The organism is Chromobacterium sp. Ag138, from assembly GCF_055181315.1.
The window spans coordinates 2,742,820-2,761,663 of sequence record NZ_JBUPWA010000001.1; the positions used below are offsets into that span (position 1 = coordinate 2,742,820).

General features: G+C 65.5%; 12 protein-coding genes. All 12 read right to left on the reverse strand.

Features of this window, described 5'->3' with window-relative positions; all coding sequences use genetic code 11:
• The coding region (locus ACY3GB_RS12630; RefSeq protein ID WP_463089047.1) for a calcium-binding protein at positions 1-4,475 on the reverse strand (4,475 nt) is incomplete at its 3' end.
• Positions 4,476-4,497: 22 nt separating this feature from the next.
• Positions 4,498-5,748 carry a glycosyltransferase family 4 protein gene (locus ACY3GB_RS12635; protein ID WP_463089048.1) on the reverse strand — a complete coding sequence of 417 codons (1,251 nt, stop codon included), beginning with the start codon at positions 5,746-5,748 and terminating at the stop codon, positions 4,498-4,500.
• A gap of 1 nt (position 5,749) precedes the next feature.
• Complete coding sequence (locus ACY3GB_RS12640) at positions 5,750-7,171, reverse strand: HlyD family type I secretion periplasmic adaptor subunit (RefSeq protein WP_463089049.1); 1,422 nt, start codon at positions 7,169-7,171, stop codon at positions 5,750-5,752.
• 6 nt (positions 7,172-7,177) lie between these two features.
• Entirely contained in the window at positions 7,178-9,322 is a 2,145-nt protein-coding gene (locus tag ACY3GB_RS12645) for a type I secretion system permease/ATPase (RefSeq protein WP_463089050.1), read from the reverse strand.
• A 366-nt stretch (positions 9,323-9,688) separates the two neighbouring features.
• On the reverse strand, positions 9,689-10,744 hold the full coding sequence (locus ACY3GB_RS12650) for a calcium-binding protein (RefSeq protein ID WP_463089051.1): 1,056 nt from the start codon (positions 10,742-10,744) through the stop codon (positions 9,689-9,691).
• A 736-nt stretch (positions 10,745-11,480) separates the two neighbouring features.
• A complete protein-coding gene (locus ACY3GB_RS12655; protein ID WP_463089052.1) occupies positions 11,481-12,758 on the reverse strand; it encodes an MFS transporter in 1,278 nt (425 codons plus the stop codon).
• A 200-nt stretch (positions 12,759-12,958) separates the two neighbouring features.
• Positions 12,959-13,417: a GNAT family N-acetyltransferase gene (locus ACY3GB_RS12660; RefSeq protein WP_463089053.1), complete on the reverse strand. Its 459-nt coding sequence runs from the start codon at positions 13,415-13,417 to the stop codon at positions 12,959-12,961.
• 121 nt (positions 13,418-13,538) lie between these two features.
• Positions 13,539-14,543, reverse strand: coding sequence for a DNA polymerase III subunit delta (holA, locus tag ACY3GB_RS12665; protein WP_046168673.1), 1,005 nt, complete (start codon positions 14,541-14,543; stop codon positions 13,539-13,541).
• The gene (locus ACY3GB_RS12670) at positions 14,524-15,078 is read right to left on the reverse strand and encodes an LPS-assembly lipoprotein LptE (RefSeq protein WP_463089054.1); all 555 of its coding nucleotides are present in this window, start codon (positions 15,076-15,078) and stop codon (positions 14,524-14,526) included. The genes holA and ACY3GB_RS12670 overlap by 20 nt, the downstream gene beginning before the upstream one ends.
• A gap of 136 nt (positions 15,079-15,214) precedes the next feature.
• A complete protein-coding gene (gene leuS / locus ACY3GB_RS12675) occupies positions 15,215-17,833 on the reverse strand; it encodes a leucine--tRNA ligase (protein WP_463089055.1) in 2,619 nt (872 codons plus the stop codon).
• A gap of 162 nt (positions 17,834-17,995) precedes the next feature.
• On the reverse strand, positions 17,996-18,382 hold the full coding sequence (locus ACY3GB_RS12680; protein ID WP_463089056.1) for a hypothetical protein: 387 nt from the start codon (positions 18,380-18,382) through the stop codon (positions 17,996-17,998).
• Between the two features lie 70 nt (positions 18,383-18,452).
• Positions 18,453-18,844 (reverse strand): sulfite exporter TauE/SafE family protein (locus ACY3GB_RS12685; protein WP_463089057.1); only part of this gene is annotated, 392 nt, incomplete at its 5' end.

Below are 18,844 nucleotides of genomic sequence, written 5' to 3' on the forward strand. Positions count from 1 at the left end.
ACGTTGTTCCAGCCGGCCCAGGCCGCCGTCAGCACATCGTTGCCGGCGCCGCCGCGCAGCGTGTCGCGCTCTTCCCGCCAGTCGTTGCCGTCGATCCGGCCGCCGATGATGACATCGTCGCCGTCGCCGCCTTCCAGCAGGTCCGCGCCGTTGCCGCCGTTCAGCGTGTCGTTGCCGATGCCGCCGCGCAGCGTGTCGTTGCCGTCTTCGCCGTACAGGCCGTCGTCGCCCGCGCCGCCTTCCAGCAGGTCGTTGCCGACCCCGCCGTACAGCGAGTCGTTGCCGCCGTTGCCCTGGATCCAGTCGTCGACGTCGCCGCCGCGCAGCGTGTCGCCCAGCTCGGTGCCCACCAGCGGCACGCCCTGCTTCATCAGCTGGTCGGCCGTCCACTTCACGCCGCTGGCGAAGGTGATCTGCTCGATCCAGTACAGCTGGTTGGCGAACCAGTCTTTCACCGTCACGCTGTCCCGGCCGTTGATGTGGCGGAACACCATGTCGTTGCCGCTGCGCACCGCCTGGATGTCGCTTTCCTTGATGTCGGCGCCGAAGACCAGTTCATCGCGGTACGAGTCTTCCGCGCTGACGCGGTAGGCCTTATCGATGATCACGTCCTGACCGTCGCCCAGATTGAACAGGTAGACGTCGCGGCCGTAGCTGCCGGTCAGCGTGTCGTTGCCGGCGCCGCCTTCGAACACGTTGTTCCAGCCGGCCCAGGCCGCCGTCAACACATCGTTGCCGGCGCCGCCGCGCAGCGTGTCGCGCTCTTCCCGCCAGTCGTTGCCGTCGATCCGGCCGCCGATGATGACATCGTCGCCGTCGCCGCCTTCCAGCAGGTCCGCGCCGTTGCCGCCGTTCAGCGTGTCGTTGCCGATGCCGCCGCGCAGCGTGTCGTTGCCGTCTTCGCCGTACAGGCCGTCGTCGCCCGCGCCGCCTTCCAGCAGGTCGTTGCCGACCCCGCCGTACAGCGAGTCGTTGCCGCCGTTGCCCTGGATCCAGTCGTCGACGTCGCCGCCGCGCAGCGTGTCGCCCAGCTCGGTGCCCACCAGCGGCACGCCCTGCTTCATCAGCTGGTCGGCCGTCCACTTCACGCCGCTGGCGAAGGTGATCTGCTCGATCCAGTACAGCTGGTTGGCGAACCAGTCTTTCACCGTCACGCTGTCCCGGCCGTTGATGTGGCGGAACACCATGTCGTTGCCGCTGCGCACCGCCTGGATGTCGCTTTCCTTGATGTCGGCGCCGAAGACCAGTTCATCGCGGTACGAGTCTTCCGCGCTGACGCGGTAGGCCTTGTCGATGATCACGTCCTGACCGTCGCCCAGATTGAACAGGTAGACGTCGCGGCCGTAGCTGCCAGTCAGCGTGTCGTTGCCGGTGCCGCCTTCGAACACGTTGTTCCAGCCGGCCCAGGCCGCCGTCAGCACATCGTTGCCGGCGCCGCCGCGCAGCGTGTCGCGCTCTTCCCGCCAGTCGTTGCCGTCGATCCGGCCGCCGATGATGACATCGTCGCCGTCGCCGCCTTCCAGCAGGTCCGCGCCGTTGCCACCGTTCAGCGAGTCGTTGCCGGCTCCGCCGAACAGGCTGTCGTTGCCGTCCACGCCGACCAATACATCGTCGCCGCCCAAGCCGAAGATCACGTCGTTGCCCTTGCCGCCGGTCAGCGTGTCCTTGCCTTCGGTGCCGGTCAGCGTCGCGCCGGACAGGCTGAGTAGTTCAGCCAAGCTCCAGTTGGCGCCGCCGGCGAAAGCGATGTGGCCGCCCCAATTGGCGTTGACGGTCAGCGCGTTCTGGATGGTGATGCTGTCCTGGCCATTGCGATGCTTGAGGATCACGTCCAGGCCGCTGCGCACCACGACAATGTCGGAAACCGAAATGCCGACGCCGAAGCGGATTTCATCGCCGACGCTCCAGGCTACCGCCGCGCTGCTGCCGTCGAAGCGGATCACGTCCTGGCCGTCGCCCAGATTGAAGATGTAGACGTCGCGTCCCGCGCCGCCATCCAGCACGTCGTTGCCGGTTCCGCCCTTGAGGGTGTCGTCGCCGCCCAGGCCGATCAGGGTGTCGTTGCCGGCGCCGCCGTCCAGCACATCGTTGCCGGCACCGCCCTGCAGCAGATCGTCGCCCGCGCCGCCGGTGATGACGCCGCTGGCCCACTGGCTGATCTGCGCCGAAGTCCAGCTCGCGCCGTCGGCGAAGATCACGCTGCCCACCTGGGCGGAAGTCGCGCTGAACCAGTTCTGGATCAGGATGGAATCGCTGCCGTTGACGTGCTTGAGGATCACGTCGTTGCCGGCGCGCACCACCACGATGTCCGAAACCGAGATGCCCACGCCCAGGCGGATTTCGCTCTGGTGGCCGACGGAAACGTTGACCGAGTTGTTGATGATGACGTCGTTGCCGTCGCCCAGGTTGAACACGTAGATGTCGTGCGCGGCGCCGCCTTTCAGCGTGTCGTTGCCCTTGCCGCCTTCCAGCACCACGGTGCCGCCGACGCTGACCAGCACGTCGTCGCCGGCGCTGCCCTTGATGGTGTCGTTGCCGCCGACCACGATCAGCTTCTGCAGATCGGCCGCGCTCCAGCGGACGCCGTCGGCGAACATCACCTCGCCGGCCCAGCCCATCTTGTCCACCGCGCCGTTCTTGATGGTGATGCCATCCTGGCCGTTGGCCAGCATCAGCACCAGATCATTGCCGGACTTCAGCACCCGCACGTCGGCGGCCTTGATGCCGGCCAGGAAGCGGATCTGGTCGCCCTTGCTGTACTGCGCCATCTTGGCCGCCGCCACGCCGTAGTTGATCTGGTCGCGGCCGCCGCCCAGGCCGAACTCGAACACGTCGCGGCCCTTGTTGCCCACCAGCACGTCATTGCCGGCGCCGCCGCGGAAGGTATCGTCGCCATTGCCGCCGATCAGCGTGTCGTTGCCGGCGCCGCCGTCGAGAATGTCCGCGCCGTCCTCGCCCTGCAGCAGGTCGTCGCCATCGGTGCCGTTCTGCATGCCCACCACGCGCTGGATCAGCTCCGCGCCCAGCCACACGCTGCCGTCGGCGAACACGATCTGGCCCTGCCAGCCGTGCTCAATGCTGAAGCCGCCCTGGATGGTGACGGAGTCGCTGCCGTTGACGTGGACCAGCACGATATCGTCGCCCACTTGCTGCACGCGGATGTCGGACACCGAGATGCCGACGCCGAAGCGGATCTCGTCATGCAGCGTCACCGCCACGTCCACATTGTGCGCGGCGATCACGTCATGGCCGTGGCCGGCCTCGAACACGTACACGTCGCTGCCGGCGCCGCCCACCAGGGTGTCGTTGCCGATGCCGCCGATCAGGGTGTCCGATCCGCCGTTGCCGATCAGCACGTCATTGCCCGCGCCGCCGATCAGCACGTCGCTGCCTTCCCAGCCGGTCAGGGTGTCGTCGCCGTCGGTGCCGGTCAGCGTGACGCGCAGATCGGCCTGGGTCCAGACCGTGCCGTCGGCGAACACGATGCGCTCGACGCGGCTGCCGACTGCGGCGAAGTAGCCTTCCACCTTCACGCTGTCGCTGCCGTTGGCGTGCTTGAGCACCAGGTCCATGCCCACCCGCACCGCAACCATGTCCTTCACCGCGATGCTCGCGCCGAAGCGGATCTCGTCCTGCACCGACACGTCCACGCCGGCGGTTTCGCGGATCACGTCCGCGCCGTCGCCCAGGTTGAAGATGTAGACGTCGGCGTCCGCGCCGCCGATCAGCGTATCGTTGCCCTTGCCGCCTTCCAGCACATTGCAGCCGTTGCCGCCATCGAGCCAGTCGTCGCCGTCGCCGCCCTGCAGCGTGTCGTCGCCGTCCCCTCCCAGCAAGGTATCGTTGCCGCCCAGGCCGATCAGATGATCCTTGCCTATCCAGCCCTTCAACTTGTCCTTGCCTTCGGTGCCGGTCTGCACCAGCACCTGCTGCGCCAAATCGGCGATCGTCCAGTTGGTGCCATCGGCGAAATGGATGTTTTCGATCCAGAAAGCCTTGCCCGCGAACCAGTTCTGGATGGTGACGGAATCGTCGCCATTGCGGTGCTGCAGCACCAGGTCGTTGCCGACATGCAGCAGCGTGATGTCTTGCGGCGCGATGCCGGCGCCAAAACGCAGCTCGTCGCGATAAGCCGGGTCGGTGTCGGCCGCGTCGGCCTTGTTCAGGGCGTTGTCCAGAATCAGATCGCGCCCGTCGCCCAGATTGAACAGGTAGACATCGCCGTCCACCCCGCCCACCAGCGTATCGTCGCCGCGGCCGCCGGCCAGCGTGTCATGGCCGTTGCCGCCAGTCAGGCTGTCGTCGCCGTCGCCGCCATCCAGCAAATTATTGCCGGGGCCGCCGTTCAGCGTATCGTCGCCGCCGTAACCGTTCAGGGTATCGTCGCCATCCCCGGCGCTGATCAGTTCTCCTTTATCGGTACCGTTCCACGTCTTGCCCGTTCCGGCGCCTGCGTTACCTTGCGAAGTTGCCATTTTTTACCTTTCTGTTATCGGACTACTGCCTAAGCCAGGCATCGCTTTCCTGGGCGGCCACTCCCGTCGCCGCGCCAGAAACATCGATGCCCAGCAAATTCCTGTAAGCATTCAAACCCTGCTCGACGCTGTACCGCTGCGCCGTCCGCCGCGCCTGCCGCCGCATCTCCGGCGCATCCTCGCGCAACGCTTCCCTGACCTTCTCGATCAAGGCCTCCCGGTCGAAGAAATCCACCAGGTTTCCGTTCACGCCGTCGCGGATCACCTCGCGCAGCGGCGCGGTGTCTGACGCCACGATGCGGCAGCCGCTGGCCATCGCTTCCAGCAGGCTCCACGACAGCACGAAGGGATAGGTCAGGTAGACGTGGACAGCGGAGACTTGCAGCACCTTGCGGTAGACGTCGTACGGCACCTTGCCGAGAAAGTGCACGCGGCCCGGATCGACCGGGTTCTCGCGCAGCAGCTTTTCGCGCCAGTGGGCCGCGTCCGCCGGCGCGCTGCCGTAGCTGACGCCGTCGCCGCCGACAATCACCACCTGGCAATCGGGCTCGGCGCGCAGCAGCTCGGGCAGCGCGCGCATGAAGATGTGGAAACCGCGGTAGGGCTCCAGATTGCGCGCGACGTAGGTGACAATCTTCTGCCCGGCGCGCAGGGTTTGGCCGTTGGGCAGCGTCAGTTCGGCGGCGGAGTCGGGCTTCAACAGCTCGGTGCGGATGCCTTCGTGCGCGACGTGCAGCTTGTCGCGGTAGGCGGCCGGATGCAGGCTGTGCTGCCAGTGGGTGGGGCAGATGCCGGCGTCGGCGTTTTCCAGGTTGAGCAGGTGCAGCGCGTTGCGGGCGCGCAGCCGCGCGGCGCCGTCCAGGCTGAGCGGGAATTCCGGGTCGAAGTCGGCGTCGGCGCCGCGGCCGTGATAGAAGAACTCGCAGTAATGGATCAGCCGCGCGTTCGGAAACAGGTCTTTCAGGAACAGCGTCTCGCCCCAGCCGGGATGGGCGAGGATCACGTCGGGCCGGTAGCCGCGATGGGCCAAGGGCTGCAAGCTGCGCAGCACCGCCTGGCCGTGCAGCACCGCGTCCTCGTAGCTGTACAGATAGGGGTGGGCCTGGCGGCTGGGCTGGCGGTGCGGCTGGTAGCGCAGCAGCCGCACGCCCTGCAGGCCGGGCGCGGTGTCGCGCCCCACCGCCAGCAGGTCGATGCCGGGCCGGTTTTTCAGATCGTCGGCGATGTGGCGCAGCTGGCCGGGGAAGTTCTGGTGGATCAGCAGGATCTTCATCTCAACGCTCCCGCAGGCCTTCGCCGACGTGTTCCTGCAGCGGGCTGAGGAAGTAGTCGATCACCCGGCGCTTGCCGGTCTTGATCTCGGCGCTGACCGCCATGCCGGCGCTCAGCTTGACGCGGGCGCCGTCTATCACCAGATGGTTTTGTTTCAGCCGGATGCGGGCGGGGAACAGCAGGCCGCGCTTTTCGTCCTGCTGCGCGTCGTGGCTGACGGTTTCCACCACGCCGTCCAGATAGCCGTAGCGGGTGTAGGGAAAGCTTTCCACTTTCACCGTCACCGCCTGGCCGGGCCGGACGAAGCCGATGTCCTTGTTCTCGATCTGCGCTTCCACTTCCAGCGTCTCGTTGGCCGGCACCACCGCAAGCAAGGGCTGGGCTTCGGTCACCACGCCGCCGACGGTGTGGATGGCCAGCTGCTGCACGCTGCCGGCCACCGGCGCGGTGAGCTGGGTCAGCGCCTGGCGGCGGCCGGTCTTCTTCACTTCCTCGCCCGATTGGGTGGCCTGCTCGCGCGCTTCGCGCAGCTTGTCCAGCGCGTCGCTGCGGAAGTTGGCGGTCAGCGCCTGCAGCTCTTCGCGCTGGCTGGCGATGGCGGCGGCCAGCTCCTGGATGCGGCTCTGCTGGCTGGCCAGGTCGCCCTGCTGCTCGATGCGCGCCTGCTGCTTGTCCAGGTAGGCGTGCTTGGAGATGAAGTTCTTGTCCAGCAGCTCCTGGTAGTCATGCTCGCGCGCTTCGGCCAGCCGCACCGTGCCCTGCAGCTTGATCACCTGCTGGCGGGTGGTGGACAGCTCGGCCTCGCGCTGGCGCAAGGTCGCCTGCAGCGCGTCGCGCTTGGCCTGGTAGGCGCGCCACTGGCCGACGGCCAGCGTTTCCTCGCTCAGTTGCTTGGCCGGGTCGACACCGTCCAGCTTCTCCAGTTGCGGCAGCCGGCCGTTGTCCAGCGCCGCCAGCAGCGCCTGGTAGCGGGCGCCGGCCAGGCGGGCGGTTTCCAGCGCGTCGCCGGCCTTGCGGTTGTCGGCGCCGGCGGCGGTGGCGTCCAGCTCGATCAACAGCTGCCCGGCCTTGACCAGCTGGCCGTCGCGCACGTGGATGGCCTTGACCACGCTGGGCTCCAGCGGCTGGATGATCTTGGTGCGGCCGCCGCTGACGGTCTTGCCGCCGGCGACGGCGACGATATCCAGCTGGCCGATCAGCGCCCACAGCAGCGCGCACACGAACAACGCGACGATTACGCGCATGCTCCAGCGCGGCAAGGGCGAAGCCGGGCTGTCGGTCAGCTCCAGGTGGGCGGGCAGGAAGGCCAGCTCGTCCTCGCTGCGCGGCTTGGGATCGAGCTGGTGGCGGATGGACCAATGGTCGGCGAAGGCTTGGCGGTAGCGTTGCAGGAAGCCCCGCAACGCCTCAATCTGATGCTTCATCGCGGCTTATCCTTGTTGCAGGCTGTGGAGGTGGGCGTAATAGCCGCCCGGCTTCTGCGCCAGCTCGGCATGGCTGCCGGCCTCGACGATCACCCCCTTGTCCATCGCGATGATGCGGTGGGCGCCGCGCACGGTGGACAAGCGGTGAGCGATGATCAGCACGGTGCGGCCCTGGCAGATGGCGCGCATGTTCTGCATCACCGCGCGCTCGGACTCGTAGTCCAGCGCGCTGGTGGCCTCGTCCAGGATCAGGATGCGCGGGTTGCAGACCAGCGCGCGGGCGATGGCGATGCGCTGACGCTGGCCGCCGGACAAGCTGGCGCCGTGCTCGCCGACCATGGTGTCGTAGCCCTCGGCCAGCTCCATGATGAAATCGTGGGCGCCGGCCAGCTTGGCGGCGCGGATCACCGCGTCCAGCGACATGCCCGGATCGGACAGCGCGATGTTGTCGCGCACGCTGCGGTTGAACAGCAGGTTCTCCTGCAGCACCACGCCGATCTGGCGGCGCAGCCAGGCTGGATCGGCCAGGGCCAGATCATTGCCGTCCACCAGCACGCGGCCGGATTCCGGCACGTACAGCCGCTGCACCAGCTTGGTCAGCGTGCTCTTGCCGGAGCCGGAGCGGCCGACAATGCCCACCACTTCGCCGGCGCGGATGTCCAGGCTCAGCTTGCGCAGGATCTCCGGGCCGTCCGGGCGGTAGCGGAACACCACCTGGTCGAACTCGATCTTGCCCTGGATGGGCGGCAGCGCCGCGCGGCTGGCCGGCAACTCGGTGCGGGTATTGAGGATGTCCCCCAGCCGCTCCACCGAAATGCCCACCTGCTGGAAGTCCTGCCACAGCTGGGCCAGGCGCACCACCGGCGCCGCCACCTGGCCGGCCAGCATGTTGAAGGCGATCAGCTGGCCGACCGACAAGTCGCCGCCGATCACCAGCTTGGCCCCCAGCCACAAGGTGGCCACCGTCACCAGCTTCTGGATCAGTTGCACGCCGTTCTGGCCGATATTGGCCAGCCGCGTCACGCGGAAGCCGGCGGCCACGTAGGCGGCCAGCTGGTTGTCCCAGCGCCGGGTCATGTGCGGCTCCACCGCCATCGACTTGATGGTGCCGATGCCGCCCACCGACTCCACCAGGAAAGACTGGTTATCAGCGCCGCGGGCGAATTTCTCGTCCAGCCGCCGGCGCAGCACCGGCGTCAGCAGCGCCGACCAGGCGGCGTAGCACGGCAGCGAGATCACCACGATCAGCGTCAGCCAGCCGCTGTAATAGAACATCACCGCCAGGAACACGAAGGAGAACAGCAGGTCCAGCACCGTGGTCAGCGCCTGGCCGGTGAGGAAATTGCGGATGCTGTCCAGCTCGCGCACCCGCGCCACGGTATCGCCGACGCGGCGCGCCTCGTAATAGGCCAGCGGCAGCGCCAGCAGGTGGCGGAACAAGCGCGCACCCAGTTCCACGTCGATGCGGCTGGTGGTGTGGGCGAACACGTGGCCGCGCAGGGCGGACAGGATCACGTTGAATACCGACAGCGCCAGCAGGCCGACGGCGATCACATCCAGCGTGTTGAAGGCGCGGTTGACCAGCACCTTGTCCATCACCACCTGGAAGAACAGCGGCGTCACCAGCGCGAACAGCTGCAGCACGAAGGACACGCCCAGCACCTCCAGCAGCAGCTTGCGGTACTTGACGATGGCCGGCACGAACCAGGTGAAGTCGAACTTGACCAAGGCCCCCGCCGCCGACGCGCGCGAGGCGACCACCAGCAAACGGCCGTCGTAACGCGCCGCCAGCTCGTCCAGGCTCAACACCGCGGGACGACCCTGCTTCAGGTCATGGATCAACACCTTGTCGCCGTCGCAGCGGGCGACGATGAAGTGCTCGCCATTGGCCGCCAGCGCCAGCGCCGGCAAGGCCATCAGGCCGATGCGGTCCAGCGGCTGCTGGACGATCTTGGCTTTCAGTTCCAGATGCTTGGCGGCGAGGAGGAGATCGGTTTCGGAGAAGGGTTCGGCGGAGCGGCCGAATTGGTGGGAAAGCTGCTCGGGGTCGGCGGCGATGCCGTGAAACTGGGCCAGCAGCACCAGGCCGAGCAGGCCATGGTCTGGCGCCGACGCCCCGGGCACGGCTTGGCCGCTAATAGGATCAGACATGTTTTTAATTGGACTGGCAAAAAGGATGGGAATTTGCAAAGGAAAATACCGGCTTTTCCTTTAAACAAAAATGTTAATTTTTACCAATTAAAAAATTGCCACTCCCCCAGCGAAGTCAAACAAAGGCCAATTACCAGAAAATTCCCATCCTTGCCCAGCCTCCCTCAACAGGACAGACAAGAACTTCCCCTCGCCCTTCATCTTGCTTTATTGCCGGAACAAAACAAATCACGCCACTGTTAATACGTATAATTACTTACAAAGTTAAAGCTCTAAATATCTCCCCAATCATTCTCAGCCGCCCAGACAATAAAAAGCCACGCATCTTCATGCGTGGCTTTGCGATCAAACATCAGACCTGTTTATTTACTTCCAGCTGGATGCCATCACCGTCTGCAAGCCAGCCTGATAATCGGCCGGCAGCGTCATCTGACCGGCAGCCGGCGGATTGAACGCCGCCATCGCCGTCACCAGCGCCTGCACCTGCGAAGCCGCCAGCGTCTTGCCATCGCCGGAGCGTATGGTTTCCAGCTGGTTGGCGGCACTGCCGAACCAGTTGTCCACCACCACCTTGTCGCCGCCGCCGATCACGCTGACTTCCAGGCTGTTGTTCTGGCGACGGAACCACAGCTGATCGGCGTTGACGCCCTTATCGAATTCCAGCGCATCCTGTCCGCCGGAATCCTGCACCAGGTCCACGCCGTCGCCGCGGCCGAAACGGTAGACATCGCCGCCGTCTCCGCCTTGCAACGTGTCATTGCCTGCGCCGCCCTCCAGCCAATCGTCGCCCTCGCGCCCGTTCAGCGTGTCGTTGCCGGCCAGGCCGATCAGGTGGTCCTTGCCCATCCAGCCGGACATCGTCTCCTTGCGGTCGGTGCCGGTCTGAACGATCACCCGCTGCGCCAGATCGTCTATGGTCCACAGCGTGCCGTCGGCGAAGCGGATCTGCTCCACCCAGTAACGCTTGTCGACGAACCAGTTTTGGATGGTGACGGAGTCCTCGCCATTGCCATGCTGCAGCACCAGGTCGTTGCCGACATGCAGCAGCTCGATGTCTTGCGGCGCAATGCCGGCGCCGAAGCGCAGCTCGTCGCGGTAGGCCGGATTGGCGTCGGCCTCGTTGCGCTTCTCCAGCGCGTTGTCGGAGATGACGTCGTTGCCGTCGCCCAGATTGAACAGGTAGAGATCGCCATCCACGCCGCCGACCAGGCTGTCGTCGCCGCGGCCGCCTTCCAGCACGTTATGGCCGGCATCGCCGAACAGGGTGTCGTTGCCGTCGCCGCCTTGCAGCGTATCGTCTCCCTCATAACCGTTCAGCACGTCGTCGCCCGCCCCTCCGCGCAGCAAATCGGCCTGCTTAGTCCCTTCCCATACGCCATCTTGATCAGATACCGCGTCCACACCATTTTGCGAAGCTGCCACTTTGCGTTCCTTTTTTTATTGATGAGTCATGCCCGGTCATCTCTTCCATCGCGGCGATGGCTACCCTTTTTCTGCGCGATCCCATCGCCCGCCATTCGCGTCCATGCGGCATGCCGCAAATCGGCGAAACAAATGGCAAACAAATATCGATACAAACCGGACAGCGGGAATCGGAAGGAGCGGCGCGCAGGCCGAGGAATGAGAAGCGTCTGAGAGTCAAGGCTCGGCATCGGCCAAATCGGCCGCCCGGCTGCCACCAAGCTGGAATGTCGCCAAGCATTGCCTGCACAGACGAAATCGGTCATCTATTTGCTGAAGCCGGAATTATTTCTAACTAAAATTTTACCGAAAAAAATAAGGCAAAAAGGACAGGTAATGGGCGTTAATTTTAACCAGTGCAAAAAATTCACACTTTAATGGCGCAAAACGATATGAACAGATAAATTGGGAACGTAACCAGAGGAGCGCTTGGCAGAGAATCCTTCCTCTGCATTTCCATTGAATATCAGCACATTGCCACGCCAAACCGTAGACGGTTTTTCTGCAAATAAAATGGCTACGCAACTGAAACTGAAGTCATGATTTATTGATTATTACGTGTATTTACTTAGATGAATCTGCATCAGTCTCTATTCGGCAATCGCCCTCGCGCGTATCTCCAAATCGCCGCAACCCGAATATATGCCGTTGCGCCGCGACGCAAAACTGAAAACCTTATCCATGCTGAAAGTCCGGCTCAGACCAGCGCCGGCCGATGGCCCCCGATGCGGATGCGCAGCACCAGCGCCGCGGCAAGCAGGCACAAGACGCCGGAAATCATCGTCGCCGCGGTGTAGCTGCCCAGGCTGTTGCGCAACATGCCCGCGCCCAGCGCGGCGAACGCGGCGCCCAGCTGGTGGCCGGCGACGATCCAGCCGAACACCACCGGCGCCTGCTCGCTGCCGAACACGCCGGTGGTCAGCTTCACCGTCGGCGGCACCGTCGCCACCCAGTCCAGCCCGTAGAACAGGGTGAACAGCGGCAGGCCGTAGAAGTACTCCAGCCCGAAGGCATGCGGCAGATACAGCAGCGCCAGTCCGCGCAGCCCGTAATAGACGAACAACAGCGCCTGCGGCGCGAAGCGGTCGGACAGCCAGCCGGACAGCGTGGTGCCCAGCAGGTCGAACATGCCCATCGCCGCCAGCAAGCTGGCGCCGCGCACCGGCGTCAGCCCGTAATCGCCGCACATCGCGATGAAATGAGTGCCGATATAGCCGTTGGTGCTGGCGCCGCAAACGAAGAAGCTGCCGAACAGCAGCCAGAAGTCGCCGGAACGGCTGGCCGTTTTCAGCGCGCCGAAGGCGATAACGATGGGATTGTGATGCACGGCCGCGGGCGGCGGCGCATTCTCCGGCTCGCCCAGCGGCCGCAGGCCGATGCTGGCCGGCCGCTCCGGCAGCAGCAGCCACGCCAGCGGAAACACGCAGACGATGCAGCCGGCGATCAGCCACACCGTGCCGCGCCAGCCATGTTGCCCTGTCAGCCAGGCCATCAGCGGCAGGAACACCAGCTGGCCGGTGGCCGAGCTGGCGGTCAGCAAACCCATCGCCAGCCCGCGATGCTGGACGAACCAGCGGTTGACCACCGACGCGCCCAACGTCATCGCCGTGGCGCCGGTGGCGCAGCCGACCATCACGCCCCACAGCAGCTGCAGCTGCCAGTTGCTGCGCATCAGCGTGGACAACGCCACGCTGCCGGCCAGCAGCGCCAGCGCGCACAGCACTGTGCGCCGTAGACCGAAGCGCAGCATCGCCGCCGCCGCGAACGGCCCCATCAGGCCGAACAGCGCCAGGTTGATCGACAAAGCCAGCGAGATGGCGGAGCGGCTCCAGCCGAACTCGCGCTCCAGCGGCACCATCATCACGCTGGGCGCGGCGCGGATGGCCGCGGTAGTCAACATCACCAAGAAGGTGACGCCGACGGCGATCCAGGCATAGTGGAAGCGTCCGCCGGTCCAATCACGCATGCCGCTCATGCCATCCCCGTTCTTAAACAAGCCAGTGCATTAAGACTAGCAAGAACCTTCAAAGGCATCCGGTTGGTTTGCCATTCGGAGACACCCCACCTTCGGCAGATGCGATAAGCGGCAAGGCTTGTAGAAAACGCGAGTCTTCGCAAACTATCGATTCGCGGGTCTGATCGTCCGCATCTTATCCACAACCATAGTCAAACTGGTTATTTATCCACAGCAACGCCCTCGCGCCGCGCCATCGCCGTCAAACGCGGCCGGACGCGGAATCCCAAGCCTTCGAAAAAATCTTCCCGCCCGCTCAATGCCTCGCAATAAATGGTTTCCGCCCCGCAACGCTGAATAAAGGCCTGGCCCAGCGCGGAACCGATTCCCCTGCCAGCGGCATCCCTGTGCACGATCAGTTCCGCCAGCCAACCCGCTTGCCAGCCATCGCTGAATCCGCGCGCCAAGCCCCATACCCGGCCTCCCGCATAGGCATACACGCCCAATCCCTGGCGAAAAGCGCGCGCCATCCTGGCAAGATCGAATGCCTCCGCAGTTCCCCAGCCCTGGCTGGCATACAGCTCGGCCACCTGGGGCAGCAAGTCTTCCGGCAGTCCGGCCAGCTCCAGGCACTGCCAGTCACGCCCTGCCAACATGCCCGTCACGCCTTCTTCCAGCATGCTTCCTCCAGATAAAATGAACTCGCTAAGGAGTCATCGCACGACTCCCACACGCCATGCTTGCGCGCTCACTACGAAAAACGGACCGCATGCGCGGTCCGTTTTTGCCTGGAGCATCCCCTCAGGCGGCCAGCCTGGTCGCCAGCGCCCGCATGGTCTGCCAGGGCTCGCCGGGCTCGACGCCCTTGATCTGGCGGTCGATGCGCGCGCACTCGGACAGCGCGGCCATCAGCTTGCGCGGACCGATGCGGCGCAGCGCCGGCTCGGCCAGCTTCTGCTTTTCGCCCCACAGTCTGAGCTCGCGCGCCATGTCGCGCGGCTGGCGGCCGTCCTTCAGGCCTTGGCGCAGCTTGAGCAGCATGCGCACGTCCTCGGCCAGCGACCACAACACCAGCACCGGCGCCTCGCCTTCGGCCATCAGGCCGTCCAGCATCCGCGTCAGCCTGGGCGTGTCGCCGGACAGCCAGGCCTCGGACAGCTGGAACACGTCGAAGCGGGCGACATTGGCCACCGCCGCCTGCAGGTCGTCCAGGCTCAGCTCGCCCTTGGGATAGAGCAGCGCCAGCTTGTCCACTTCCTGCCGCGCGGCCAGCAGATTGCCTTCCACCCGATCGACGAAGAACGCCAGCGCCTCCGCGCCCAGCTGCTGGCCCTGGGCCTTCAGCCGGCGGGCAATCCAGCCCGGCAGCTCGGCGCGGCCAACCGGGCGCGCTTCCACCACCTGGGCGATCCTGTCCAGCGCGGTGAACCACTTGCTCTGCTGCTGCGCCTTGTCCAGCTTGGGCAGCGTGATCAGCGTCACCGTGTCTTGCGGCGGATCGGCGGCGAGGCGCTGCAGCGCCTCCGCGCCCTCGGTGCCCGGCTTGCCGCCGGGAATGCGGATTTCCAGCAGTTTCAGCGAGGCGAACAGCGACACGCTGGACATCGAGTCGGTCAGTTGCGACCAATCGAAGCCGCTCTCCACCGTCAGCACCTCGCGCTCCAGGTAGCCGGCGGCGCGGGCGGCGGCGCGGACGGCGTCGGCCGCCTCCAGCGCCAGCAACGCTTCTTCGCCGTGCACCAGGTACAGCGGCGCCAGGCCTTTGGCCAAGCCCGCGTTTAGCGCGTCAGGGCTGAGGGACGGCATCGGGCTTCACGCTTGCGGGACCGGCCAGCGGCGCGGCCGGCACCTTCAGGTAAGCCAGCCGGCGCACCACCTGCTCGGCGGCGTCGCGGCGCGCGTCGGCCCACAGCAGGTCTTCTTCTTGCTGCTTGCCCAGCACCTGGTTATCCGAGTAATTCAGGCTGCGGCGCACGGTCACCACCATGTCCGGATCGACGGGCACGCCGCTTATCACCGTGCGCACCACCGCGGTGTAAGTCAGCTGGTATTCGTTGATGCGGCCGCCGGTATTGATGGTCAGGATGTCCTTGGACTGGTTCTCGCTGACCACGCTCACCACCGCCTGCGCGCCCTTGGGCGCGGACATCACCGTCAGCTTCGGATCGCGCGCGAACACGGTGCGCAGATCCGCTTCAATGCTCTTGCCGCTGGCCTCCAGATACATGGTGGAGAACGGCAGCGGCTTGATCGGGCCGCCCAGGCCGCGCAAATGGAAGCCGCAGGCGGTCAGCAACAGCGCGAAACCGGCCAACAGCGCGAATTTCAGAGAGTGTTTCATTGCATCCCCCATGGCGGATGATCCGCCAGGCAAAAACGGCGCAGGACAAACCGCCCCGCGCCGCGTATCCGATATCGGCTCCAGCATGGCTGACAGCTCGTGGCGCCAAACGGCGCCACGAGCCGACTCCGCCGCGCTAGACGACGATGTTGACCAGGCGGCCCGGCACCACGATGATCTTCTTGGCCGGCTTGCCTTCCATGAACTTGATCACGTTCTCGTGCGCCAGCGCGGCGGCCTCGATGGCGTCCTTGGCGGCGTCGGCGGCCACGGTCACGCTGCCGCGCAGCTTGCCCGCCACCTGCACCATCAGCTCGATCTCGCTCTTGACCAACGCGCTCTCGTCAACCTTGGGCCAGGATTGCGCCAGCAGCTCGGTGCCCGGCTTCAGTTCGTTCCAGATGCCGTCGCAGACGTGCGGCACGATGGGCGACAGCAGCAGGGTGGCGGCTTCCAGCACTTCCTGCGCCACGGCGCGGCCGGTTTCGCCCGAGGTATCGGCCTTGTCATAGGCGTTCAACAGCTCCATCACCGCGGCGATGGCGGTGTTGAACTGCTGGCGGCGGCCATAGTCGTCGGCCACTTTCTGGATGGTGCCGTGCAGCTTGAAGCGCAGTTCCTTCTGACTGGCGTTCAGTTCGCCCGAGACGTACGGCGCCACCACGCCGGCCTCGACGTGCTCGCGCGCGCTCTTCCACAGGCGCTTCAGGAAACGGAACGCGCCCTCCACGCCGGCGTCGGACCATTCCAGGCTCTGCTCCGGCGGCGCGGCGAACATCATGAACAGGCGCGCGGTATCGGCGCCGTATTTCTCGATGAACTCCTGCGGATCGACGCCGTTGTTCTTGGACTTGGACATCTTCTCGATGCCGCCGATCACCACCGGCTCGCCATCCACGCGGTGCTTGGCCGCGATGATCTTGCCCTTGGCGTCGCGCGTAAGGTCCACGTCCTGCGGCGCGATCCAGTCCTTGGTGCCGTTGGGCAGGTCGCGATAGAAGGTTTCGCACACCACCATGCCCTGGGTCAGCAGGCTCTTGAACGGCTCGTCCGACGACACCAGCCCCTCGTCGCGCATCAGCTTGTGGAAGAAGCGCGCGTACAGCAGGTGCAGGATGGCGTGTTCGATACCGCCCACGTATTGGTCGACCTGCAGCCAATAATCGGCCGCTTTTTTGTCCACCATCGCGGTATCGCACTTCGGCGAGGCGTAGCGGGCGTAGTACCAGCTGGACTCGACGAAGGTGTCCATGGTGTCGGTTTCGCGCTTGGCCGCGCCGCCGCACTTCGGGCAGGTGGTTTCGTAGAATTCCGGCATCTTGGCCAGCGGGGAGCCGGCGCCGTCCGGAATCACGTTTTCCGGCAGCGTCACCGGCAGGTCTTTTTCCGGCACCGGCACGTCGCCGCAGCTGGCGCAGTGGATGATCGGGATCGGGCAGCCCCAGTAGCGCTGGCGGGAGATGCCCCAGTCGCGCAGGCGGTACTGGGTTTTCTTCTGGCCCAGGTTCTTGGCCTGCAGGTCGCCGATGATGGCGTCGAAGGCGGCTTGGTAGCCCAGGCCGTCGTACTTGCCGGAATTGACCGTCTTCACGGTGTCATCCTTGGCGCCGTACCACTCCTGCCAATTGGCGGCGTCGTACTCGCCGTCGCCGGATGCCTGCGCGATCACCTGCTTGATCGGCAGTTTGTATTTGTTGGCGAACTCGAAATCGCGCTCGTCGTGCGCCGGCACGGCCATCACCGCGCCTTCGCCGTAGCCCCACAGCACGTAGTTGGCCACCCATACCGGCAAGCGTTCGCCGGTCAGCGGGTGGATCACGAACAGGCCGGTGTCCATGCCTTTCTTTTCCATCTTGGCCATGTCGGCCTCGGCGACGGAGCCAGCCTTGCACTCGGCGATGAAGGCCTGCAGCTCGGCGTTGCCGGCCGCGGCCTGGGTGGCCAGCGGGTGCTCGGCGGCGACGGCGACGTAGGTCGCGCCCATCAGGGTGTCCGGGCGGGTGGTGTAGACCTTCAATTCGCCGGCGTGGCCGATGCTGGCCTCGTCGTACGGGAACACCACGTCGGAACCGTAGCTCTTGCCGATCCAGTTGCGCTGCATGGTCTTGACCTGCTCCGGCCAGCCGTCAAGCTTGTCCAGATCCGCCAGCAGCTGCTCGGCGTAGTCGGTGATGCGGAAGTAGTACATCGGGATTTCGCGCTTTTCCACCAGCGCGCCCGAACGCCAGCCGCGGCCGTCCACCACTTGCTCGTTGGCCAGCACGGTCTGATCCACCGGGTCCCAGTTGACCACGCCGTTCTTCTTGTAGATCACGCCTTTCTCGAACAGGCGGGTGAACAGCCACTGCTCCCAACGGTAGTAGTCCGGCTTGCAGGTGGCCAGCTCGCGTTCCCAGTCCAGCGCGAAGCCCAGGCTGTCCAGCTGGGTTTTCATGTATTCGATGTTGGCGTAAGTCCACGCCGCCGGCGCGCCGCCGTTCTTCATCGCCGCGTTCTCGGCCGGCAGGCCGAAGGCGTCCCAGCCCATCGGCTGCAGCACGTTGAAGCCCTGCAGACGCTTGAAGCGGGCCAGCACGTCGGTGATGGTGTAGTTGCGCACGTGGCCCATGTGCAGCTTGCCGGACGGATACGGGAACATCGACAGCGCGTAGTACTTGGGACGCGACGCGTCTTCCACGGCCTTGAAGGCGGCAGTCTTCTGCCATTTCTGTTGGGCGGCGGCTTCTACCGCCCGCGGGCTGTATTGTTCTTGCATGGCGATCTTTGTCTGGACTCTGAAATACAAAAGGCGGGCTGCCCGGGGCGCGATCCGCGCGCGTGCATCCGGTCAGCCCGTCCGCAAAATGATTGCCCCATTATAACGGCGTCTTCGCGTCGGCGATAAGACCCAAAAAACAAATGCTTGGCGCGCGCCGCCTCAGGGGCAGGGCTTGAGCCCCCAGCCCTTGCGCCCGCGCCAGCAGGAGAAGTCTTCCTTCACCGCGCGCAGCGTCCAGACATTGTCCCCGCGGCTGAGCTCGAAGCGCTGGCGCACGCCTTTGACGCTGTCGTCCATCAACCCCTCGCGGATCAGCGTGATGCCGGCCCGGTCGAACGCTTCCGGCTGGCTGGTCTGAACAACCTTCAGCGTGGCGTACTCGAAACGGCCGTCCTCGCCCAGGCGGTTCTTGGCGAAACGCAGCGCCACCTCCAGCGGCAGCTCGCCCGGCTGTCCGGCGAAGGGCAGCCTGGCCTCGTCGCTGTAAGCGAAAGCCGCCGGCGCCGCCGTCAGCAGCCCCGCCACGCACACAATCGCACTTCTCAACACGCGTCGTCCTTTCTCTCTCGGTCAAACGAGTTCGACCACAGGCAAGCCGACAAGGTTGCAGAAGACCTCAGCCGCGCAACAGGCTGTACAGCATCTCGCTGGCCATCGCCGCCATCAGCACCGCGAAAGCTTTTTTCAACTTGGGCACCGGCAGCCGGTGCGCGGCCTTGGCGCCGACCGGCGCCAGCAGCACCGTCATCAGCATCAGCGCCAGCATCGCCGGCAGGTAGACGAAACCGATGGACCCGGGCGGCAATCCCGCCGCGCCCCAGCCGCTGTACACATAGCCGATCGCGCCGGACACGGCGATGGGCCAGCCCAGCGCCGCGCTGGTGGCGATGGCGGTGTGCACCGGCACATTGCACCAGCTCATGAAAGGCACGCTCATCGAGCCGCCGCCGATGCCCACCCAGCTGGAAATCATGCCGATCAGGCTGCCGGCGGCCCCCTGCCCGGCCC